Consider the following 13638-nt stretch of genomic DNA (forward strand, 5'->3'; position numbering starts at 1 on the left):
GCCCCGAGCGGGAACCGTCGGGCGCCTCAGCGCGTCCGCCAGGCTCCGTCCTCGGCGCGCTCGTAGTGCTGGCCGTCCGGGAGCTTGCCGTAGAAGAGCGCGTCCTTGAGACCCGACACGGACTGGCCATCGAAGAGGCCAATCTCCCCCTCGGGTGAGAAGGTGAGTCCCAGTTCGGCGGCGGTCAGTCGCACGCGCGCCCCGGGGGCCAGCTTCCTCGCCACGAGCACCGTGCCCACGGTTCTGCCGGCCTGCTCGCGAGGCGCCGCCGTGGGCTCGGCCTGGAGCAAGGCGGGGATGTTGCGCCGCAGGTTCGTGGTCAGCACCTGTCCAGCCAGGTTCACGTCCTGGGTGCCGCGGTTGCGCAGCTCGACCCAGCCGGCCTTCGCGTCCAGCGCCTCCAGCACCACGTCAGGCTCGTGGGCCTTCAGTCGCTCGAGTTCCTTCAGGATGAACTCGCGCCGCAGCCGGACGAACTCCTTGATGAACTCATCGCCCTCCTCGAACTTGGCGTGGTCCATGTACGGATCCACGGCCATGTACGGCGCGATGACCGCGTGCAACTGGTCGATGTAGGGCCCCATCACCTCCATGGTGAAGAGCTCGCGCATGGCCTTGTCCAGGCGGTCCTCCAGGCGCGAGCGCAGCTCGGGGTTCATCACGATCCGGGTGGCCAGGTTGGAGAAGACGGGCAGGTAGCCCGGGTGGATGCCCTTGCGATCGCGGTAGCGATTGGCCACCTCGGGGTTGCCCAGGGTGAAGGAGTAGAGCGGCTGATCGTAGATGGGCACCAGGTCCGGGCCCCGCGCCATCTGGTACCACCAGCGCGCGTCCACGTTGTTGAGATCCCACGCGGCGTAGACCCAGCGCTTCGTCACATGGTCGTGGATGAAGTAGCTCTCCGAGTCCTCGACGTAGTTGTTGGCCATCAGCGCATCCATGACCATGGAGCGCAGGTAGCCCTCCAGGTCCATGGCGCGCGCGAGCGCCTGGGGCAGCTCGGGCTCGGGGGTGCGGTTGATGACGGCGAGCACCTGGTCCAGGGCCTCGTGGCCTTCCTTCTTCTCGTTGGTCTTCTTCAGCCAGTCGCCCTGGTAGGGCACCTTCCAGGAGCGCAGCTTGAATTCGGTGTCCTTCCAGCCGGCGCGGTAGATGGAGGCGTCCTTGTCCGAGAAGTCATGAGCGCTCAGGAAGGACTTGTTGATCTGCTCGATGTCCAGGAAGACGCCCTCGGGTTTTCCGTTGAGGCTCAGCCGGACGAACTTCACCTTCGCGGCGGGCACCCGCATGGCGGCCAGCAGATCGAAGGCGATCTTCTCCGCCAGCATCGACGCGTCCGAGTAGCCGGCCACGAGGTTGAGCGAGGTGCGGCCCTCGAAGGGGGAGTCCTTCTCGAAGCTCACGTTCCAACTCTTCTTGGGGAAGTCGCGCGCGGAGGCGCCGCGCAGGCGGGCCTTCACCGGGTAGTCGACGCCCTCGTAGCGGAAGATGGCGTCCTGCTCGGGCGTGTTCTTGTCCGCGTAGAACTTCTCCTTCACGCCAGGCGGGAAGATGAGCTCGTACGCCTGCACGCTCTTCTGCACGGCGGGCAGGACGAAGGGGCGCTGTTCGTCGGGGATGGGCGGAGGTTTGTCCGTCGACGGAGGCGGAGACTCCGTGGGAGGCCCGCCGGTGGCGGGTGGAGAGGGCGATTGCTCGTCCGGTCGTGGATTTCCCGGCGTGGGGGCGGGCTGCTGGAGGGAAGGACGGCCGCCCACCGTGGTCGCCGGCTCCCTCCCAGGGCCGCACGCGGATGCTACGGAGACCGTGACCAGACAGAAAAGACGCGCGATGTTCATGAACGCGTCGCTTGAGCAAGACGGATGCCGGGGTGCTGAAGGCTCGCACCGTCCAATGTCAGACGTTGCGGACCCGGACATGGGAAAAGGCCTTGCCCAAGGAGAAATGATTTTCTCCCAACAGGGCCCCGGGCTTCTTGTCCAGGGGTCAGCGGCAGCCCGCGGCCGAGGGGGGGAGCCGGTAGGTGAGGCGTTGGAACCAACCGCGCTCACGCCACTGCTCCTTGCGGATTTCCACCGCGTGGGCCAGGTCCTGCTCGAAGCTGGTGGCGAGCGAGTGGGCGAGGGGCCCGTCCTCGACGACGAGCGCGCCCTCCTCGAGCAGGGCGCTCGCATGGGCTTGGAGGTTGGTGGAGCCCACGGCCACGAGGTGCTCGTCCACGAGCACGGTGCGCGACTCCAGGGGGGCGCGCTGGTACTCCCACAGGCGCACCCCGTTCTCCAGCAGCCGCTCATAGGAGGAGCGCTGCGCGGCGAGCACGCTGGCGGAGGTGTTCGCGCCCTCGAGCCCGGGGACGAGGATGCGCACGTCCACGCCGCTCTTGGCCTTGTGGATGAGCGTGTCCACGGTGGCGGGAGTGGGCACGAAGCACGCGTTGGTGAGCCACAGGCGGTGCTGGGCGGAGGCGAGCAGCACCTGCACCATGCGCTCGGAGTGGCTCAGCGAGGGCGAGCCGGTGCTCGCGATGAAGCCGGCGCGGGCCTCGCCCTGGAAGTCGAGTGGAGGAAAGGCGGACTCGGGCAGCAGCCCGCCGCCGGCCTCGAGCCAGTCCCGGGCGAAGGACTGCTGCAACTGGCGCACGGCGGGGCCCTCGACGTGGACATAGGTGTCACGGGTGCCGCCGCGAGGGGCCACGGCGCCGAAGCCGCCGGTGAGGCCGCCACGGCCGTCCCGGATGACGAGCTGCCGGTGGTTGCGCGCCTCCAGCCGCGAGTCGGCGAACACCACCTCCTGGCCGATGAAGGGCCGGAAGGCACGGACGTCGCAGCCCGCGCGCACCAGCTCGGACTCCACCTGCTCCTTGAAGGCCGGGCTCTGGAGGGGGTCCACGAGGATGCGGCACGCCACGTCGGGCCGGCGCGCGGCGAGCGCCTGGACGAGCCGCCGTGAGGCGTCGCCGGGTTCCCACCGGGACAGCAGGAGGTGGATGGACTCGCGCGCCTCGCGGATCTCCTCCTCGAGGGTGTCGAGGATGCGCTCGTCCTGGACGAGCTCCACCCCATGGCCGGGCCGCAAGCCGATGCCCACGGACTGGTAGAGGGCGAGGGACAGCTCGGGCCCGGAGCTGGGCACGGGGTCGCGGACGCGGAGCTGCTCCGGGAAGTCACGGCGGACGCACGCCGTGCCGCACCACAGGCAGGCGATCAGGAGACGCGAGAGGGCATTCACGCGGCCCAAGCTAGGCATCCGGGGCGGGACTGCGCAGGGGTGGAGGGGAGTCGGGCGAGCGTTGGGGCTCCGCTGGGTATGACTCGCGGGCGCACCCATCTCTACCTTCGAGGGGCAGCGCCTACCCACTGCTGCTGGAGGCACGATGGAATCCTGGAACCAGAGTTCAACCGATGCCGTGCGCATGCACGCGCCGGGCGAGGTGAACCGTCGCATCGACGCCGAGGTGGAGCGGTGCGTGCGGCACATGGCGGAGCAGACGGACCACTCGGTCATCAGCCACTACCTGGAGGGGCTGGAGAAGGAGTGGGACCTGAACCGGGTGGTGATGGTGGCCGCGTCGGCGGTGTCGCTCCTGGGGTGCGTGGTGCCGCCGCGTGGCGGGGCCTGGCGGCTGGTGGGCGCGGTGGCGTCGGGGCTGCTGTTGCAGCAGGGGGTGTTCGGCTTCGGTCCCCTGTCGCTGCTCGCGCGCCGGCTGGGGGTGCGCACCCGGAGGGAGATCGATCTGGAGAAGTTCGCCCTCAAGGCGCTCCGGGGGGACTTCATGCGGATTCCGCACGAGGGCGGCCCCCTGGCGCGGGCGAACGCCGCGCTGGTGGCCGCCCAGTCCGACTGAGCGCTCGCGGCTAGCGCACGCCTCCGCGCATGGCGTTGAGGCTCACCGGCGGCGCGGGGCCCGGTCTCGTCGGCTTCGCGCCGCCGCGCTGCTTGAACATGTAGCCCTCGAGTCCGGCCATCCCGATGGAGAACTGCGTCACCCACCTGGTGTCCGGCCGGCCCGCTTTGGCCTTGGTGTCGAACGGGTAGGCGAAGTGCAGGCGCAGGAGGATGGGGCCCAGGCCCACGTTGATGCCCACGGCGGCGTCGAGCACGCGGCGGTCGAACATGTCGCGCAGCGAGCCGCCCACGCCACCCAGGTCGAAGCCCGCCACGCCCATGATGCTGTTGAGGAAGGCGATGCGGATGATGGCGTCGAGCGGCACGCGCAGCTCCAGCGTGGAGTAGAGGTAGTGCTGGCCGAGCAGCCAGTCCGTGTCGCCGAAGGGCACGCCGCGCAGGGTGTCGAAGCTGGAGAGGTAGTAGGAGCGGACGAAGCGTCCGCCGAAGCTCGTGCCCGCGCCGCCGCGCAGCATGAGGTGGGTGCTGCCCAGGGGGATGGGGAAGTAGCGCTCGGCGTCCAGGCGCACGTTGCCGAAGAACTCGCCGTGGAAGGGCTGCACGCCGGCGGTGACTTCCGCCAGGAACGAGGTGCCCGAGGTGGCCACGCCCGTGTAGTGGTAGTGCAGGGTGTTGTAGCCGAAGGCGCCGGACACCTCCGTCTGGAAGCGCATGCCGGGTTGGCTCTGCTTCCACTGGGTATAGAGGTCCCCCACGCCGTTGAGCTCCTGCAGGTTGAGGATGAAGGCGGTGGAGGGATCGAGGAAGTACGAGGCGCCGCCGATGTTGAGGTTGGTCTCGAGGAAGGTGAAGGTGCTCAGCGGGTAGCGCGCCAGGCCCGTGGCGCCGAAGAAGCGCTCGCCGGAGATGAGGTAGCTCAGGGGAATCTGTCCCTGGGAGGCCTGCACGAGCGAGCGATCCACGCGGAAGCGCAGCGACTGGAAGAGGCCGCCGCCCCAGGTGGTGCGCCGTGACTGGTCGATGTAGAGCAGGATGCCATCGGTGAGATCGAAGGAGCCGTACACGGCCACCTGCAGGAGCAGGGCGTGGTTGCGCAGCCGGTCCATGGCCGAGGCGGCCACCTGGCCGTAGAAGCCGCCGCCGCCGCCGCCCGCGAAGCCGAGGATGGGCCCCAGGTCGATGTTCTTCCAGGCGAAGGGGTTGTAGTGCTCGGCGCCCTCGAGCGCGCGCTGGGGCAGGGGGCTGGGCGGGGTGGTGCGGTCCTGCGAGCCCGCGGGCACGGGGATGCTCAGCAGTTGTTGGGCGCGCATCAGGGCGGGTTTGCGCTCTCCGGACAGGTGGAAGAGCGTCCACAGGTTGCCGTCCGGCGCGGGGCTGGGCTCGAAGAGGCCGGTGGCCACGTCGGTGCGGCGCACGATGGAGCCTCCGCCGGTGTACTCGTGGAGATCCGAGTGGCTCTGGTCATACGCCACGAAGAACAGGCGGCCGTTGGGCAGCACGGTGGGGTCCGCGTGGTCGCGCGCCTCGGTGGTGAGCCGCTCCGGCACATCGCCGTTGCCGGGCTTCACCCGGAAGAGGTTGTAGTAGCCGTGCGGGGTGGCATCCGAGGTGTAGACGATGCCCGCCGCGCCCCAGGTGAGGCTGCGCTCGGCGTAGACGTCGTGGGTGAGCTGCTGGGGCTTCGCGTCGGCGCCCTGGTCGAGCGGCAGCACGTACACGTCGCGCGTGCCCTTCTCGTTCAGGCCGATGAAGGCCAGCTGCTTGCCATCCGGCGAGAAGGCCGGGGAGTGGGCGGCGATGAGGCCGTGGCGCTCGAGTGGCCAGGCCACGCGCTCGCCCAGGTCGAAGTCCACCTCGTAGGGGGCTTCCTTGTACAACCCGGTGGGGTTGTTGATGTAGGCGTTGCGGCTGGCCGGGGGCGCGCTGCCGTCGCGGTGGGTGGCGGCCTTGATGGAGTGCGTGTAGCGCTGGATGTAGAGGATGTCGCGCGCGAGCGCCTCGGCCACGAAGGCGATCCGGTCATCGGAGAGGGCGAAGTTGCGGCCGAAGACGGGGTGGAGGGACTCGTAGCCCGGCACGCCATCGCCCTGCACCTTGCGGGTGTCCTCGGGCGCGCGGGGGTCCACGAGGATGAGCTGGCTCTCGCCCGTCTCCGGGATGATGCTGCGGTAGATGAGGACGCGCCCATCCGGCCGGCTGTTGAGCGCGGTGACGATGCCCTGGCGCTCGCGCAAGAGCTCCACCCCGGGCGTGTTCTGCTCGGACTTGAGGTAGGCGCGGTAGGAGCGCTGCTTGAGCCAGTCCTCGAAGCGCGCGGCGATCGTCTGGGGCGCGTCCCCGGTGAGCAGCTCCAAGAGCCCGTCGAACTCGAGGTTGGGCACCTTGTCCGTGCCGGAGACGAGCTTGGGCGAGTTGTCGAGCACCTTCTGGATGAAGCCCTCGCCGTAGGTGTCCTCGAGGAACTGGCAGCGCGCCTGACCCACCTTGTAGATCCACAGGAAGCCGTAGGGCCCGGGGGACCAGAAGTCGAGGAAGGCGTAGCCGCGCGCCAGGTCCGGGTTGACGAGCAGGTCGCGCACCATCATCTCGCCCTCGGGGTCCAGGCCGCCCTTGGCGTAGAACTCGGCGAGCCCCTCGATGAACCACAGGGGCATGCCGTTGAGCGGATCCCCCGCGACCTTCTCCCGGTCCGCCAGGAAGCGGACCTTCTGGATGGTGAACTGGTGGGCCATCTCGTGGGAGCTGATCTCCCCGAACTGCCGGTGGTCTCCCAGGTAGGGCAGGGTCAGCTCCAGGTTGCCCTGGGTGCTGGTGACCCCCAGCGTGCCCTCGGAGACGGGGGTGATGTTGGTCTGGAGGAACTCCTGGTAGGAGCTGTAGAGGATGTAGGGGAAGGTCTGGGTGGGGACGAACTTGAAGCGGCCGACGAGGTAGCGGTAGGCGTCCTCGAGCTGGGGCGCGGCGTACTGGGCCACCTCGCGTTCGTTCTCATAGAAGTAGAAGCGCACGCCGCCGCTCTTGTCCCCGAGCGACTGGGCATAGGAGCCGGCGTCCGCGGTGCCGCCATCCGCGCTCGGCAGGAAGATGGGCACGGAGAGCGGGCCCGGGTCGAGGCGGGTTCCCCCATCCTCGGTGGACGCGCCCGCGGTGCCGGGGTCCCCGGAGCGGCTGGAGTCGGCCTGTCCGGGAGGGGTCGTCTCCTGGGCGGAGTTGCCCGCCGGGTTGTCGCCGGTATGGGTCCGGGGGACAGTGGGCGCGGTGGGCAGGGGTCCGCCCGGGGCGCCGGGGGCCTGCTGGTGGGCCCGGTGGGCCGCGGGGGGCGCCACCCCCTCGGCGTTGGGTCCGACGAGGATGTCCAGGTGCTTCCAATCGAACTCGTAGGTGTGGACGGGCGAGCGGTATGCCCGGCGCGGGATGACGTAGACCTGGGCGAGCGCCGCCTCGGGGAGGAGCACGCAGAGCAGGGCGGCGATGAGGGTGCGTCGATTCAAGAGGGCGACCTCCCGGGTGGGGAGAGACGGGGACGGAGGCAAGGTAGCAAGCTATCCCATGGAGACGAGTGGCCAACCGAGCGCTTCCGCGCGACTGCTCAGCGTCTTACGTCCCAGGCGGGGGCAGGGGGCTTTTGTCCGGAGCGTGCGCCCGGTATGGAGAAGTTCATGAATCGTTTACTGGTGGCCATGGCGGGGGCCCTGTTCCCCGTGTGGATGGGCTGCGCCAATACGGAGCCGGAGACCTTGGGGTGCGCGTCCGAGGATTTCGACCGCTCGGCGTGCGATCTCCCGGCGGTGAGCGCCGTCAAGGCCGAGGGCATCTGGCAGGCGAACGTGACGCTGGACGGGCTGGATACGCCCGGGGCGCTGCGTCTGCTGCCCGAGGGCCCGTTGCTCTTCAACAGCCCGCTCAAGGAGCGCCCCGCGGAGGGCGGCCCGTTCTTCCTGTCGAGCGAGTACACGGATTCCTCCGTGCCGCTGCGGCTGGCGTTCTCCGCCTGTCAGGCGCCGGAGGCCACGCGCGTGACGGGCGAGTTCCGCCGGTGCGCGTACGGCTCGGCGGACCTCAAGGGCACCTTCGAGGCGGTGCGGGTGCGGCGGGTGGCGGGTGAGGAGGAGTCCTCGGGGGTGGAGCTGGTGGCGGAGGTGCCCCTGCCGCGGGGCGCGGTGGCGTCGGATCTCTTCGTGTCGGGGGGATACGCCTACGTGACGGCGCATGCGGACGGCCTCTTCGTCTTCGATGTGAAGAACCCGTCGGCGCCCCAGAAGGTCGCGGAGGTGATGCCCACGAAGGACGTCTGGCGGCGGGCGTGGGTGAAGGGCCAGACGCTCTACATCGCGAGCGCCGCCCAGGGTCTGCTCGTCTACGACGTCAGCAACCCGGCGCTGCCCAAGCGCCTGTCGGCGCTGCCGGAGACCGCAGTCGAGGCCTGGGGGCTGTACGAGGACCAGGAGCGGCTCTACGTGATGTCTCCCTCCCCCCGGGCCGAGGTCCTCATCTTCGACCTCCACCAGGATCCGACCAAGCCCCTGCTGATGAAGCGCTACTTCGTGGAGGAAAGCCGGCTCGACCGGGGCGAGCTTCCGGTCGAGGGCGTGGTGACGGGCAACCGGCTCTACATGGGTCACTGGCGGTACGGGTTCGCGGTGGCGGATGTTTCCAACCCGAACGCCCCGGTCACCCTGGGGCGCTTCCAGTACGACAAGGCCACCAGCCGTCCGGTGGCGGCCGGTCTCATCGAGGGGCAGACCATTGCCTTCGAGGCCAGTGAGGGCTGGGACTCCCGGGTGCGGGCGCTGAACGTCACGGATCCCCAGCACATCACCCAGGTGGGACAATTCCAGACGCGACCCCAGTCCACTGTGAGTGCGATGACCCTGGTGGGGACGCGGCTGTACGTGGCCTATGCTCAGGACGGGTTGCGCATCCTGGATGTGTCCAACCCCAGTACGCCGAGGCAGCAAGCCTACTACAATACGTGGCGGGAGTCGGATCCAGGCCGGGGACGGGCGTTCGTCGATGGGTTGAGTGCGGTGAAGGTACCGGGAGACGGTTACCTCTACGCCGCGGAAACGTCACGTGGGTTGCTCGTCCTGCGGGAGCAGTGAGTGAGGCACATGAGCCAGACCGTATTGAAGTCGTGTGAGCGGTGCCAGTCTCTTCCTCAGAAGCACGAGCTGGAGGGACGGGGCCGTCTCTTCCTCTGGCTCCCGCTGGGCCACAGCTACGGCAAACTGGTGCGCGTGCTGGGCGAGTCCGGCCGGGATTTCCAACCGCTGCCGCAGGAGCAGTGCGTGACGGTGCGGTTGGAGGGCTCGCAGCTGGGGACGTTCGCGGCGGACGTGCTGGGCGCGTTGACGGACGAGGAGTCGCGCGCCACGCGCGTGCTCTTCGTGCAGGGCGACGCCGAGCCGGGCCTGCGGGACTTTCCGCGGGTGGGCTCGCTGCCGCAACTGGTCACCATGGCGCGCTCGGGGTGGCTGGTGGACATGCTGGCCGAGAAGCGCATCACCAGCCACTACCAGCCCATCGTGGACGCCAAGGACACGCGGCGGGTGTACGCCTACGAGGCGCTGATGCGCGGCTTCGAGCCGGACGGGGCGCTGGTGTTCCCGGGCAAGATGCTGACGCTGGCGCGCGACGCGGACCTGCTCTTCCAGTTGGACCTGGCGGCGCGCCTGTCGGCGGTGCGCGAGGCGTCGCGGCTGGGGCTCAAGGCGCCGCTGTTCATCAACTTCACGCCCACGGCCATCTACGATCCGGAGTTCTGCCTGCGCTCGACGGTGGCCGCCATCAACGATCTGGGCATCTCGCCGAGCGACGTGGTGTTCGAGATCATCGAGTCGGACCACACGCCCAACGCCAACCACCTCAAGTCGCTCATCGCCTATTACCGGCGCACGGGCTTCCGGGTGGCGCTGGATGACCTGGGGGCGGGCTACTCGTCGCTCAACCTCATCCACCAGCTGCGTCCGGACATCATGAAGCTGGACATGGAGCTCATCCGGGGCATCCACCAGGATCCCTACAAGGCCTCCATCACGCGCAAGCTGCTGGAACTCGCGCAGCAGCTCGGCATCCTCACGGTGGCCGAGGGCATCGAGACGCCCGAGGAGCTGCGCTGGGTGCGCGCGCACGGGGTGGACTTCGTGCAGGGCTACCTCATCGCCAAGCCGGCCAGCCCGCCCGTGTCCATCACCCCCCACTTCGTGGACTGACTCAGGGCTCGAGCGCGGGCAGCCGCGTCTGGTCCAGGTTCATCCTCCAGGCCGAGCGCAGCTCGTCGCCGGCGAAGAAGAGCTGGAGTCGCGCCGCGTCGGGATTGCGCTGCGCGACGGAGTCCTCGAGCGTGCCGAGCCGCTGGAGCACGTTCTGGATGAGCCGGGCGCTCTCGCCCCGGCCGATGTCCGCGGTGCTGGCGAGCGCGTCGGACAGCTCTCGCTGGGCGGAGACAACGGCCGGACCGATGGGCTCCTCCCCCGTCTCGAGGAGTCGATCCATGGCGGCGAGCCACTCCTGAGCCCGTGCCAGGCTCCGCAGGCTCTCCTGCCGCAGGAGCTCGGCCTGCTGACGCGCCGCCTGTTCATCGGTGCGCTCCTGCTCGAGCGTCTCCAGGCGGGCCTGGGTCTGCTGGGTGCGCTCCTCGTCCTGGACCTGGAGCAGCTCCAGTCGCGCGCGCAGCTCGTCCAGCTGGGCGGCCTGCACGGCGCTCGTGGCTTCCGCTTCGGTGGGTTCAGTCGAGGGCGCGGGCGCCGTCTGGCCGAGCAGCCAGGAGAGGGAGAGTGCGAGCAATCCGTTCATGGCGTTGAACCTGTCCATTCCTGAACGAGTGGGGACGAAAGGGGCGGGGAGCCCCCGCGCCGTGGCCTCCCGGGCGGGCGGCCAGGCGGCAGTGCGAGACGCTCGCGGCGTCCGTGGGCACCGCGAGCGTCGTTCTCGGGCGCTCCACTAGTAGGTCTTGTCACCCGAGTGATCGGCACCGCCGGTGCTGTCGAGGCTCGGGTTCATGCCCTGGTGGAGGTCCTGGTTGTCGGTCTGGTGATGGCCCGAGCTGTCCAGGCCCTGGTTGATGCCGGGGTCGACCTCCATGCCACTGCCGCCCATGCCGCTGTCGAGCGAGATGCTCTTGGCGATGTTGCTGTCCTTCTCCACGGTGAAGCTGGTGCGCACCTGCTGGCCTTCCTTGAGGTCCTTGATGCGCTTGACGGAGGCGTCCTGGAACTGGGTCTGCTTGTTGACCTTCACGGCGATGACGCCGTTCTCGGTGCGCAGCTTCAGCTCATCCCCGCTGCTCTTGATCACCGTGCCGGAGACCTGCTTCTCGCCGAGCATCTGGTTGGCGGAGGTGCCTGCCTGCTGCTGTCCCGGCTGTTGTCCCTGCTGCTGTTGTTCGTGTTGCAGGTCCTGCTGGGCGCCCGCGCCACCGTAGGCGTCCTGTCCCATCGGCTGGCTGCTCTGGGTCTGCGTCTGCTGCTTGTGCTGCTTGTCTCCTCCGGCGAGGGCGGCCCCCGAGCCGAGCAGCGCCACGGTCGCGAACAGACCCACGATCTTCTTCGTCATGACATCCCTCCTGGTTGATGGCGGTGGCCGTGCCCCCCATGGACGTGCCCGCCGCCACGAAAAGCTAGGTGCGCCTGGTGCCAAGGACACGGTGCCCCGGGGCAGGGGTAGCGGCCCCGCCCGAGCGCTCGGCGGGCGTCCCAACGCGCAGCGCCATGTCGCTCGGAGGGCAGGCGGCTTGAAGTGGAGGGGACTTTTCCCCTACCGTCGGGGCTTCGATCGCGCCGGCCTGGAGCTGGCCCCGACAGGAGTCCTCGTCCCGCATGCCTCCGCCTCCCAAGCAGTCGCCCGCGCCCGTCGCCGAGCCCCTGCCCACGCCGTCCTTTCCGGCCATCGAGGCCTTCATCGAGACCGCCTCCGCCGAGGAGGTGCGCTCGCTCTTCTCTCCGCTGAAGAACGAGCTGGCCAACCTCAAGGGCCCCAAGGCCGAGCACGCCAAGAAGGTCCAGGCCGCCATCTCCCGCACCGAGGAACTGCTGGCCGTGCTGCTGGACACCCGCGAGCAACTGGTCGCGGAGTCACGCGCCAAGGGCCGGAAGTAACTCGGTTTTCTCAGGAAATGACACGTGGGGAGCTCCTCCCACGCAACTGTACGGGCGGATCGGCGATAATCAGGGAAAGGGAGCGCCGGACCCGGTGTTCGAGCCTGGCTCCCAAGTCCTTGGTCGTTCCACCGCCTGGAGAGGAACCATGAAGATCGACAGCAACCTGAACATGCCGCGGATGTCCACCAACCTGACCACGGCGCGCGTGACGCCGGACACGAGCTTCGCCGCTCGCGTGCAGTCGGGTGTGGGTACGGCCGCCAACGCGGTGGCGGGCGGCGTGGGCGTGGTGGCCAACATGGTGCCCGGTGGCTCCGTGGTGTCCGCCGCGGTGTCCTCGCTCACCACCTTCGGCAACAGCAGCGGCTCGGGCTCGGCGCCCTACTACGGCGCGGCGCTCGGCTCGGGGGCCACCTCCCTGAACACCACGGTGGGCGCCGGCGGCGGCGTGCCCGGGGGCGTGGCGGCCGGCGGTGGCCTGGGTGGGATTGGCAACCCGGTGGCCAACATCAGCATCGGCGCGGGCAACCAGGTGACCGTGCCCACCGGCGGCAGTGGCGTGGGCACCGAGTTCAACAGCGAGATGTCCAGCATGTTCACCGAGCAGAAGAAGCTCCTGGGCATGCAGGTGGCCATGCAGCGTGAGAATCAGGTGTTCAGCACCATTTCCAACGTGCTCAAGACGCGGCACGATTCGGCCAAGAACTCCATCGGCAACATCAAGTAGTTCGCGGCCCCGCTCGGCCGCGGGGTTCCAGTGCCCGGGAGATCTCCTTCCGGGCCAGGAAAGGACGCACACGTCACATGGCGGAGACTTCGGAGATCTCGGGCAGCCTCATTCCGCTCGCCAGGCGCGAGGCGATGATCCTCCTCGAGGCGGGCTATCTCTGGCTCGACATGGGCCAGTTCGACAAGGCGCGCGAGGTCTTCGCCGGCGCGGTGGTGTTGATGCCCCGCAGCGAGGTGCCCCAGCTCGCCATGGGCTCGCTGGAGTTCGCCCAGGGACGGCATGACAAGGCCCTCCAGGCCTACCGTGCCGCCCAGCGGCTCGCGCCCCAGTCGGCGCTGCCGCGCGCCCATGTGGGCGAGGCCCTGTTGTTCATGGGCAAGGTGCCGGAGGCCCTCAAGGAGTTGAAGGCCGCCATGGAGTTGGAACCCGAGGGAGACGGGGCGCGTCTGGCCCAGAGCCTCCTCGAAGCCAAGGAAGCGGGGGCACTGCCGCCGCCCTCGGCCAGGCGCTAGTCTGCGCGGATAGGAGGAAATGCCCATGTCGGTCGGTGGAGTCGGACGCGGGGGCGGTAGAGGACGAACCGGGAGCACCGGGAGTACCGGGAGCGCCAAGGGCGCCGTGGGCAAGGCTGCCGCGGGCAAGGCCGGAGGTGCTTCCTTCGGTGGTCAGGTGGACCGCACCGCGGGGCTCGTGGGCCCCTCGGGCATGGTGGGCTCCAGCAACGTGCAGGCGCCCATGGCCCTGGATCCGCTCAGCTCCCAGGCGCTCGCCATCTCCAAGCAGCTCAAGAACGGGAACTTCAAGAGTAAGGAGGAGGCGACGCGCAAGCTCGTCGCCGAGGTGCTCAAGGAGAAGCTCAACATGAAGTCATCGGCCCTGACGACCAAGATCGCGGATGCCCTGCAGGATGACCCCCGTCTGAATCAGGCCCTCGAGCGGTTGTGGTCGAAGGCCGAGTGAGCC

Annotated in this window: 12 protein-coding genes; 7 read left to right on the top strand and 5 right to left on the bottom strand. The window is 69.1% G+C overall.

What is annotated here, in order from left to right:
- Nucleotides 1-26 precede the first annotated feature (26 nt).
- Nucleotides 27-1838: a CotH kinase family protein gene (locus D187_RS34305; RefSeq protein ID WP_063725058.1), complete on the bottom strand. Its 1812-nt coding sequence runs from the start codon at nucleotides 1836-1838 to the stop codon at nucleotides 27-29.
- Between the two features lie 148 nt (nucleotides 1839-1986).
- A complete protein-coding gene (locus D187_RS34310) occupies nucleotides 1987-3228 on the bottom strand; it encodes a phospholipase D-like domain-containing protein (protein WP_245591901.1) in 1242 nt (413 codons plus the stop codon).
- Nucleotides 3229-3373: 145 nt separating this feature from the next.
- On the opposite strand from D187_RS34310, the gene D187_RS34315 reads away from it, so the two are divergent.
- Complete coding sequence (locus D187_RS34315) at nucleotides 3374-3844, top strand: DUF2892 domain-containing protein (RefSeq protein WP_002624757.1); 471 nt, start codon at nucleotides 3374-3376, stop codon at nucleotides 3842-3844.
- 10 nt (nucleotides 3845-3854) lie between these two features.
- On the opposite strand, the gene D187_RS34320 is transcribed toward D187_RS34315, so the two are convergent.
- The gene (locus D187_RS34320; RefSeq protein ID WP_002624758.1) at nucleotides 3855-7337 is read right to left on the bottom strand and encodes a PD40 domain-containing protein; all 3483 of its coding nucleotides are present in this window, start codon (nucleotides 7335-7337) and stop codon (nucleotides 3855-3857) included.
- A gap of 168 nt (nucleotides 7338-7505) precedes the next feature.
- Between D187_RS34320 and D187_RS34325 the strand changes: the two genes are divergently transcribed.
- Both D187_RS34325 and D187_RS34330 read left to right on the top strand, forming a co-directional pair.
- Entirely contained in the window at nucleotides 7506-8948 is a 1443-nt protein-coding gene (locus tag D187_RS34325; RefSeq protein ID WP_043432931.1) for an LVIVD repeat-containing protein, read from the top strand.
- A gap of 9 nt (nucleotides 8949-8957) precedes the next feature.
- Entirely contained in the window at nucleotides 8958-10058 is a 1101-nt protein-coding gene (locus D187_RS34330) for an EAL domain-containing protein (RefSeq protein WP_043432865.1), read from the top strand.
- A gap of 1 nt (nucleotide 10059) precedes the next feature.
- Here D187_RS34330 and D187_RS34335 read toward each other — a convergent pair whose 3' ends face one another.
- The gene (locus tag D187_RS34335) at nucleotides 10060-10641 is read right to left on the bottom strand and encodes a hypothetical protein (protein ID WP_043432868.1); all 582 of its coding nucleotides are present in this window, start codon (nucleotides 10639-10641) and stop codon (nucleotides 10060-10062) included.
- Between the two features lie 147 nt (nucleotides 10642-10788).
- The gene (locus D187_RS34340; protein WP_002624762.1) at nucleotides 10789-11400 is read right to left on the bottom strand and encodes a hypothetical protein; all 612 of its coding nucleotides are present in this window, start codon (nucleotides 11398-11400) and stop codon (nucleotides 10789-10791) included.
- 263 nt (nucleotides 11401-11663) lie between these two features.
- Between D187_RS34340 and D187_RS34345 the strand changes: the two genes are divergently transcribed.
- The 4 genes from D187_RS34345 to D187_RS34360 all read left to right on the top strand — a co-directional run bounded on the left by D187_RS34345 (nucleotide 11664) and on the right by D187_RS34360 (nucleotide 13635).
- Nucleotides 11664-11942 (top strand): hypothetical protein, encoded by a 279-nt coding sequence (locus D187_RS34345; RefSeq protein ID WP_002624763.1) that lies wholly within the window; start codon nucleotides 11664-11666, stop codon nucleotides 11940-11942.
- A gap of 148 nt (nucleotides 11943-12090) precedes the next feature.
- Nucleotides 12091-12672, top strand: a complete 582-nt coding sequence (locus D187_RS34350) for a hypothetical protein (protein WP_002624764.1) — start codon at nucleotides 12091-12093, stop codon at nucleotides 12670-12672.
- 77 nt (nucleotides 12673-12749) lie between these two features.
- Nucleotides 12750-13187, top strand: coding sequence for a tetratricopeptide repeat protein (locus tag D187_RS34355; protein WP_002624765.1), 438 nt, complete (start codon nucleotides 12750-12752; stop codon nucleotides 13185-13187).
- A gap of 25 nt (nucleotides 13188-13212) precedes the next feature.
- The gene (locus D187_RS34360; protein WP_043432874.1) at nucleotides 13213-13635 is read left to right on the top strand and encodes a hypothetical protein; all 423 of its coding nucleotides are present in this window, start codon (nucleotides 13213-13215) and stop codon (nucleotides 13633-13635) included.
- Nucleotides 13636-13638 lie beyond the last annotated feature (3 nt).

This window comes from Cystobacter fuscus DSM 2262 (assembly GCF_000335475.2).
Lineage (GTDB): Bacteria > Myxococcota > Myxococcia > Myxococcales > Myxococcaceae > Cystobacter > Cystobacter fuscus.

Bases quoted from the DNA above. Each gene is read 5' to 3' on its own strand.
- D187_RS34305 (WP_063725058.1), bottom strand. From the start codon at position 1,838: ATGAACATCGCGCGTCTTTTCTGTCTGGTCACGGTCTCCGTAGCATCC.
- D187_RS34315 (WP_002624757.1), top strand. From the start codon at position 3,374: ATGGAATCCTGGAACCAGAGTTCAACCGATGCCGTGCGCATGCACGCG.
- D187_RS34325 (WP_043432931.1), top strand. From the start codon at position 7,506: ATGAATCGTTTACTGGTGGCCATGGCGGGGGCCCTGTTCCCCGTGTGG.
- D187_RS34330 (WP_043432865.1), top strand. From the start codon at position 8,958: ATGAGCCAGACCGTATTGAAGTCGTGTGAGCGGTGCCAGTCTCTTCCT.
- D187_RS34335 (WP_043432868.1), bottom strand. From the start codon at position 10,641: ATGAACGGATTGCTCGCACTCTCCCTCTCCTGGCTGCTCGGCCAGACG.
- D187_RS34340 (WP_002624762.1), bottom strand. From the start codon at position 11,400: ATGACGAAGAAGATCGTGGGTCTGTTCGCGACCGTGGCGCTGCTCGGC.
- D187_RS34345 (WP_002624763.1), top strand. From the start codon at position 11,664: ATGCCTCCGCCTCCCAAGCAGTCGCCCGCGCCCGTCGCCGAGCCCCTG.
- D187_RS34350 (WP_002624764.1), top strand. From the start codon at position 12,091: ATGAAGATCGACAGCAACCTGAACATGCCGCGGATGTCCACCAACCTG.
- D187_RS34355 (WP_002624765.1), top strand. From the start codon at position 12,750: ATGGCGGAGACTTCGGAGATCTCGGGCAGCCTCATTCCGCTCGCCAGG.
- D187_RS34360 (WP_043432874.1), top strand. From the start codon at position 13,213: ATGTCGGTCGGTGGAGTCGGACGCGGGGGCGGTAGAGGACGAACCGGG.